The sequence below is a fragment of the Streptomyces milbemycinicus genome, from assembly GCF_002154605.1.
Classification (GTDB): Bacteria; Actinomycetota; Actinomycetes; order Streptomycetales; family Streptomycetaceae; genus Streptomyces; species Streptomyces milbemycinicus.
Genome location: NZ_MUNE01000694.1, coordinates 1 through 1,172, shown reverse-complemented (window position 1 = coordinate 1,172; position 1,172 = coordinate 1). Strand labels below are relative to the sequence as shown.

Annotated in this window: 1 protein-coding gene; it reads right to left on the bottom strand. The window is 69.0% G+C overall.

All coding sequences use genetic code 11. The annotated features are described in order from the left end of the window. Positions 1 to 60 precede the first annotated feature (60 nt). A complete protein-coding gene (locus CCN51_RS43105; protein ID WP_014181783.1) occupies positions 61 to 999 on the bottom strand; it encodes a 5-dehydro-4-deoxyglucarate dehydratase in 939 nt (312 codons plus the stop codon). Positions 1,000 to 1,172 lie beyond the last annotated feature (173 nt).

The following is a 1,172-nucleotide window of genomic DNA, read 5'->3' as shown; positions in this document are numbered from 1 at the left end:
CACCGATGGGATCCGGGCGGCGCACGGGGCCGCCCGGATCCCATCGGTGTTGTGTCCCGGTCAGCGGTCGGCCACGAGGCTCAGACCGGTCTCCAGGAGCTTCTTGAGGTCGGCCAGGTCTTCGGGGCTGGGGTCGATGAGCGGGGCGCGCACCGGGCCGACCGGTTTGCCGCGCAGCCGGGCGGCGGCCTTCACCAGGGATACGGCGTAGCCCGGCACCCGGTCCCGCAGTTCGACCAGCGGGACGTAGAAGTCACGCAGCAGCGTGTCCACGGTCTCGTCGTCGCCGGCCTGCAGCGCGTCGAAGAACGCGCCCGCGATCTCGGGTGCGAAGGCGTGGACGGCGGAGGAGTACGCGGGCACGCCGACGGTGGCGTATGCGCGTGCCTGCATCTCGGCGGTGGCGGCGCCGTTGAAGAACAGCAGGTCGTCGGGGGCGGCGAGGGTCAGCCGCTGGAGCCGGTCCAGGTCGCTGTGTCCGTCCTTGAGACCGATGAGGGTGGGGATCTGCGCGATCTGCCGCAGGCCGTCGATGGTGAATGCCACGTGGTCGCGCTGGTAGGCGATGAGCGGCAGTCCGGTTCCGGCGGCGATCCGCCGCAACTGCTCCACCAGGCCGTCCTGCGGGGCCCTGACCAGATAGTGGGGGAGCACCAGGGCGGCGTCGGCGCCGGCCTCCTCCGCTATCCGGGCGAAGCGCAGCGCCTGTGCGTAGCCGTAGCCGATACCGGCGACCACCGGCATACGGCCGTCGGCCACCTCCACCGCGGTGGTGATCACCTGGCGGTACTCGTCCTCGTCGAGGGCGGTGAACTCCCCGGTGCCGCACGCGGGAAACACCGCGCCGGGGGCGGTGTCCAGCTGAGCGGTCAGATACTCGCGGTAGGCGTCCAGATCGAGGCTGCCGTCGTCACCGAAGCTGGTGAGCGGGAAGGACAGCACACCGCGCGCCATGCCGTCACGCAGTCGTTGCGTGACATCCTGGACCGCCGTGTTCATAGTCATGAACTGTTCTCCACATACGTGAATCAGATATGAGAATGGAGGTTAGGGTGGCTCACCCAACAGGTCAATGGGTGTGCGACCTGATTTCCGACCCGATTTCCGCGTCGGCGGTACGTTCAGGGACGCGTACCGAGCTCGTAGTCCGCCTGTGTCCAGGCCCGGGCCTG